Below are 6287 nucleotides of genomic sequence, written 5' to 3'. Positions count from 1 at the left end.
GGTGAATGGTATGGGCCGCATCACCAACCAGCGCGACTCGCTCGACGACAAAATCTCGCGCATAGCGCATTTTCAAAGGAAACGCAGCACGCTCTCCCACTACTTCACATAGACCAAGTCGAGCATCAAACTCACTCGTCAACGCTTTATTGAAATCATGTTCACTCATCGCCACTAACTGCTCTGCTCGATTTGGCTCCGTGGACCAAACAATAGAGCACATATTTGGTTGCGACATTGGCAAAAATGCCAACGGTCCGTGAGGAGTAAATATCTGGCGCGCAATGCTGTTGTGTGGCATAGCAGTTTTGACATTCGCGACCAAAGCATGATGACCATAGTCCCAATGCGTTAATGGAATATCCATTTGATGGCGAAGCCACGAATTCGCCCCATCGGCTCCGACCACTAATTTAGCGGTCATGGCTTGGCCATTATCGAGCGTCAGCCAGCTTTCTTGCTCACCGACCGCGAGAGTCGCGCAACGTGCAGGCATAAACATAGTGACGTTATCGAGCTTTTGGACTTGTTCAAGCAGCGCAAGTTGAATCACACGATTCTCAACAATGTGCCCTAAATCAGGTTGTGCCATACTTTGTGCATTAAATTCAATACTGGCAAAGCTATCTTGTTCCCATACTTCCATGCCATGGTAAGGTGAAGCTCGGCGCTGTTCTATGCCCTGCCAAGCACCAAGTTTACGCAAAATCGTCTCACTAGAGCGGCTCAGCGCAGACACACGAACATCGGGCAATTCTTTCAACGAATCATCTGGCACTTTACCTTCAATAACGGCGACACGCAGATCACTGTCTTTGAACGCGGCAGCAAGTGCCAACCCAACCATCCCTCCGCCGATGATGGCGATATCTACACTTTGCATCATTGCTTTTTATTACCTAATTCAGTGCGGCCGTTCATCGTTTTACCAAGCCAAGTGTATGGCGTAGTAGCGGCTGCTTAAAAATAGAAAGGTTATCCATCGCTGCTAAGGCAGTATTTCGGCCAATTCGCATCGCGGGTAAATCATTTGAAAAAACATGCACCAAGGCACTGGTTAGCCAAATAGTTTCGCTTCGATCTGCTTCTCTACGTTGACTAAAGCGCATCAGGCCTTGATAAAGACCCACATCCTCACTTTGGTGCACAATTTCTTCTGCTAGTGAGACTACATCGCGAATACCGAGATTAAAGCCTTGTCCAGCTATCGGGTGCAGCGTTTGCGCCGCATTTCCAACAATCGCAAAGCGATGTGAAATATTTTGCTTTCGATGGCGAAGAAGCAATGGGTAACTTGCACGACGCCCCACTTTTTTCATCGCGCCTAAACGCCAACCAAAATCGTTCTGTAAATGCTGGAGAAATGCTTGATCAGATAACTCAAGAACGGCTTGGGCTTCTTCAGGGTGCAAACACCAAACTAAGGACATTCGATTGTCACTCATTGGCAATAAAGCAACAGGGCCATTTTCAGTAAAACGTTCAAAGGCTCTACCTTGATGAGGTTCTTGAGTCACAATATTGGCAATGACAGCCACTTGTTCAAAATCTTGCTCAGAAAGTTCTAGACCAATTTTCTGACAACAGGTCGAAACAGCACCATCTGCAGCCACCAGCAGTTTTGCTTCAAGTTGCTCACCACTTTTCAACGTCACATGGGTACAGTTTTGCTCGCGCTCGATATCGGTAACGGAGTCAGGACAAAACAGCGTAATTGATTCGCTGCTGTCTAATAATTCTTGATATACACGCCCAACATCGGCTAATTCTACAACATACCCTAGAGCTTCAACCCCAACCTCTTGCTTGGTAATCTCCGTCATCCCAGCATGAGAACGGTCAGAAACGTGGATATGTTCAATGGGTGTGACAAACGGTTCTACTGACGTCCAGAGCTGTAGTTGACGCAACAGATTGACAGTACCGTAAGACAATGCGATTGAGCGAGAGTCAAAACCAGGGTGCATATCTGATTGTGCTTTAAAAGGCTCAACGACGGCAATGCGGAGCTTTCCCTGAGACAAATGGTCAATCGCCAATGCTAACGTTGCACCAGCCATGGCACCACCAGCAATGACTACATCATATTGCTTCATACTAACCTCTGGACGGTCTACGATTAGTGAATAGTAGGTTTTTTGTCGCTGCTTTCAGGACGAACACCAAATTCAGCATGAATCGTTAGTACGCAAGCTTTGATGTGCTCAATCACTTGCTCTAGCAATTGCGCTTGTTCACCAAGATCGTCATCTTCATCGATGCCTAATTTGGCAATCTCTTCTAGGTCAGCCAGTGCTTCTTTAGCGTCATCAGATGCTTTATTAAGCGCAACGCCTGCTAGACCTAACCCAGAAATAAAGTGGTTTACAAAGTCGGACACACTGTCGGCTAATGCGAATAAGCCTTCTTCGCCCGGCTCATCTGGCAATAGTAAAGACAGCTCCATTGATGTGCCAGTAAGCTCATTAACAGTAACGTTGAATATGCTCTGAGCAAAAGTGAGTGCTGTCGAGGGCCACCCCATCCCATCATTGGTGTAGTCAAAAAGAATCGGCTGCCAAGTTTGATCATTGATCGCCAATCCACCACTTAACATGCCAACAAATAAGCCATGTAACTCCGCCGGTGTCACAGCCAGGCTTGCCGATTGCAGTTCAGCAGCAATAGATTGGTATTCAGGAAGGGTGATTTCACTCATAACTTGGCTCATTCTTGCGTAATAATGTATTGGTATATCCTACCATCAAGGTTAGTGGTCTGAAACGGCTATCAAATTCAATTTTGGACAGCATTTGTTCAATTTGCCCAATTCCTGTGTGATCTCGTCATCATTTCTCTTTCTGTGATGGGAAATGCTTGAATCTTAATAGCGGTTTTCCTATAGTTTGCTCCTCGGTAGTTGTATGAAGCAACACCTTAGATAGCGCGAATATAGAGTTTATTCATCATGAGCAATCAAGCGATCGACGTTGAAATATTAGGCAAACTTACACGTGTGAATTGTCCGACAGGACAAGAAGAGTCTCTTGTTGCAGCGGCAAAAGATCTGGATCGCCGATTGAAAGAAATGAGCGAACGTACTAAGGTAACCAATGAAATCCAACTGCTGACCTTTGCTGCATTGAATATTTGCTATGAGTTGCACACCAAGTCATACGAATCCAATGGTCAACAGCAAGAAATTACTGAGCGAATGGAAAAGCTCACCGCGTCTTTAGAGAACGCACTAAGCAAAGTTACGCAAGGACAGCAGTAAATACAAAATTTACCCTGGGGTGTGCGTCAGCAGGATTTAAGTCCCTGAGCCGATAAGCAATACCTAAGGGTTAGTATTTGGTAACTATTGAGCAAGCTCGGCATGCACCGAGAAGCCTACGGTTGTCATTGCTGATCCGCCTTGAACCAGCTGGTTCAAGGGCCACAATCCTCAACGGCACCCTGGGGTATTCTCTCTATGTCAGACCTCTCTCGACAAGACTTCCGCAAACTGATTCGTGAAAAGCGCAACGCTCTGTGCAGTGATACGCAATACCAAGCGGGAATCGACCTTATTACTCAATTTTCCCAACTTCCTGAAATCGATCAGGCGCAACATATTGCCATCTACCTTTCTGCAGACGGTGAGCTTGATACTAAACCGCTCATTGAATGGTTATGGCAACAGGGAAAATCGGTTTATCTGCCCGTCATCCATCCCTTTTCTAAAGGTCAGTTACTGTTTCTTCAGTATATAAGTGATGAACAGCTCGTCTACAACAAGTACGGCATCTTAGAGCCCAAGCTCGATATCAGACACCTCAAACCCGTTCGCCAGCTTGATTTAATCTGCACGCCTTTAGTTGGGTTCGACAGTATCGGACACCGCTTAGGCATGGGCGGAGGGTACTACGATCGTACTCTGTCACGTTGGTTTATAACTGGAGAGGGTGCTAAACCTGTCGGTATCGCTCATGACTGCCAACATGTAGAACGCTTACCAATTGAAAGCTGGGATATTCCATTACCTAAGATCGTGACCCCAAGCCAAATATGGCAATGGGAAAGTGACAAGTAAGCCGCTATAATCACGCCCGCAAACGTTAACGAACATCTATTCAGGAGATTGGCATGACTCAAGATGAAATGAAAAAAGCGGCTGGTTGGGCAGCACTAAAATATGTTGAGAAAGGCAGCATTGTCGGTGTTGGTACTGGCTCTACCGTGAATCACTTCATCGATGCACTAGGCACTATCAAAGATGATATTAAAGGTGCAGTGTCTAGCTCTGTCGCTTCAACTGAGCGCCTTAAAGAGCTTGGTATTGAAGTATACGAGTGTAACGATGTAATGAAGCTGGATGTGTATGTTGATGGCGCAGATGAGATCAACCCAGCACGTGAAATGATCAAAGGCGGCGGCGCGGCTCTGACTCGTGAGAAAATTGTCGCAGCAATCTCTGATAAGTTCGTATGTATCGTTGACGGCACTAAAGCAGTTGACGTACTTGGCCAGTTCCCATTGCCTGTTGAAGTAATCCCAATGGCACGCTCTTACGTGGCTCGTGAATTGGTAAAACTAGGTGGTGATCCAGCTTACCGTGAAGGCGTTGTGACTGACAACGGCAACGTGATTCTGGATGTGCACAATATGCAAATTACCAACCCGAAAGAAATGGAAGACAAAATAAACGGCATCGCTGGTGTCGTGACTGTGGGTCTTTTCGCTCATCGTGGTGCAGACGTAGTGATCACTGGCACACCAGAAGGTGCAAAAATTGAAGAATAAATAACAGCCCAAAATGAACCTATCTGGTTCACTTTTCTGTTATTTCATTACATACGGTGCTGCAAGGCACCGTTTTTTATTCCTTTCTATAATAAAATTATCTCTTATTCCGTAATTTTCTTACCCAAAGCAATTTTTTTTTGTTACTTTATTGAACAGAAGACGCACAGGGAAACGTTTGTCTTCCTACAAAACTGTTAATTATCCCCTTTTTAATAGTTTTGCCCAATGTGCGCCACATTAGCCCACCTTTCCATTTTAAGGACGAGAAAAAATGGCCAAAGTTTCACTGGAAAAAGAAAAGATTAAGATCCTCTTGTTAGAGGGACTCCACCCTTCTTCAGTTGAAGTTCTTCAAGCAGCTGGTTATACCAACATTGAATACCATAAAGGTTCCCTTCCGGAAGAAGAACTAATTGAAGCAGTAAAAGACGTGCACTTCATTGGTATCCGCTCCCGTACGAACCTATCCGAAGAGGTAATCAATGCGGCGAACAAGCTGGTTGCAATTGGCTGTTTTTGTATTGGTACTAACCAAGTAAACCTAGATGCAGCAGCAAAACGCGGTATTCCTGTCTTTAATGCACCATTCTCTAACACTCGAAGCGTGGCAGAGCTTGTACTTGGGCAAATCCTTTTACTAGTGCGTGGTATTCCTGAAAAGAATGCACTTGCACATCGCGGTATTTGGAAGAAAAGTGCAGACAACTCTTACGAAGCTCGTGGTAAGTGCCTTGGCATTATCGGATACGGTCACATTGGTACGCAGCTTGGTATTATTGCCGAAAACTTAGGTATGCGCGTTTACTACTACGATATTGAGAACAAACTGTCCCTTGGTAATGCGACGCAAGTACATACCATGAGTGAACTATTGAACAAATGTGATGTGATTTCTTTGCACGTTCCCGAAACACCGGAAACGAAAAACATGATGGGTGAAGCTGAATTTGCTCGAATGAAACCAGGTTCCATCTTTATCAACGCGGCACGTGGCACCGTTGTGGATATTCCTGCACTTTGCCATAGCTTAGAAGCTGGTCACCTTGCTGGCGCTGCAATTGATGTATTCCCAACTGAACCAAAAACGAATGCTGACCCGTTCGAGTCTCCTTTACAAAAATTCGATAACGTCATCCTTACTCCACACGTTGGTGGTTCAACGCAAGAAGCACAAGAGAATATCGGCTTAGAAGTGGCGGGCAAACTGGCTAAGTACTCTGATAACGGCTCGACACTTTCAAGCGTAAACTTCCCTGAAGTGTCATTGCCAGAACACAGTGGAGAGTGCTCTCGTCTGCTTCATATCCACAAGAACCGTCCTGGTATTCTAACTCAGATCAACACCATCTTTGCTGAAGAAGGCATTAACATTGCCGCGCAGTACCTACAAACAGCCGCTGAAATAGGCTACGTAGTGATCGACGTTGAAACTGAACGAGCAGAAGAAGCTCTAACAAAGCTCAAAAACATTGAAGGCACAATCCGTGCTCGTATCCTTCACTAAACAGTGAAACAGAAAC

General features: G+C 45.4%; 6 protein-coding genes, 1 other RNA gene and 1 pseudogene. 5 read left to right on the top strand and 3 right to left on the bottom strand.

Annotation, left to right across the window (positions count from 1 at the left end; translation table 11 throughout):
* From IQR33_RS00370 to IQR33_RS00360, 3 genes and pseudogenes are all read right to left on the bottom strand, one after another.
* Positions 1-838 (bottom strand): annotated as a pseudogene (locus tag IQR33_RS00370) (FAD-dependent monooxygenase); the annotation flags it as partial.
* A gap of 79 nt (positions 839-917) precedes the next feature.
* Positions 918-2096 (bottom strand): 2-octaprenyl-6-methoxyphenyl hydroxylase, encoded by a 1179-nt coding sequence (ubiH, locus tag IQR33_RS00365; RefSeq protein WP_017633555.1) that lies wholly within the window; start codon positions 2094-2096, stop codon positions 918-920.
* Positions 2097-2119: 23 nt separating this feature from the next.
* Positions 2120-2698: a YecA family protein gene (locus IQR33_RS00360; protein WP_005380976.1), complete on the bottom strand. Its 579-nt coding sequence runs from the start codon at positions 2696-2698 to the stop codon at positions 2120-2122.
* A 249-nt stretch (positions 2699-2947) separates the two neighbouring features.
* Between IQR33_RS00360 and IQR33_RS00355 the strand changes: the two genes are divergently transcribed.
* The 5 genes from IQR33_RS00355 (at position 2948) to serA (ending at position 6271) form a co-directional block, all read left to right on the top strand.
* The gene (locus IQR33_RS00355) at positions 2948-3256 is read left to right on the top strand and encodes a cell division protein ZapA (RefSeq protein ID WP_005384553.1); all 309 of its coding nucleotides are present in this window, start codon (positions 2948-2950) and stop codon (positions 3254-3256) included.
* A gap of 8 nt (positions 3257-3264) precedes the next feature.
* Positions 3265-3449, top strand: a non-coding RNA gene (gene ssrS / locus IQR33_RS00350) — 6S RNA.
* Positions 3450-3454: 5 nt separating this feature from the next.
* Entirely contained in the window at positions 3455-4054 is a 600-nt protein-coding gene (locus tag IQR33_RS00345) for a 5-formyltetrahydrofolate cyclo-ligase (protein ID WP_005384552.1), read from the top strand.
* A gap of 53 nt (positions 4055-4107) precedes the next feature.
* A complete protein-coding gene (rpiA, locus tag IQR33_RS00340) occupies positions 4108-4764 on the top strand; it encodes a ribose-5-phosphate isomerase RpiA (protein WP_005380982.1) in 657 nt (218 codons plus the stop codon).
* 274 nt (positions 4765-5038) lie between these two features.
* Entirely contained in the window at positions 5039-6271 is a 1233-nt protein-coding gene (gene serA, locus IQR33_RS00335) for a phosphoglycerate dehydrogenase (RefSeq protein ID WP_017821632.1), read from the top strand.
* The last annotated feature ends 16 nt before the right edge of the window (positions 6272-6287 follow it).

The organism is Vibrio sp. OPT46 (genome assembly GCF_015163535.1).
Taxonomy (GTDB): domain Bacteria; phylum Pseudomonadota; class Gammaproteobacteria; order Enterobacterales; family Vibrionaceae; genus Vibrio; species Vibrio alginolyticus.
Note: the sequence above shows the minus strand (reverse complement) of the source record. Positions and strands in the feature narration are given on the sequence as shown.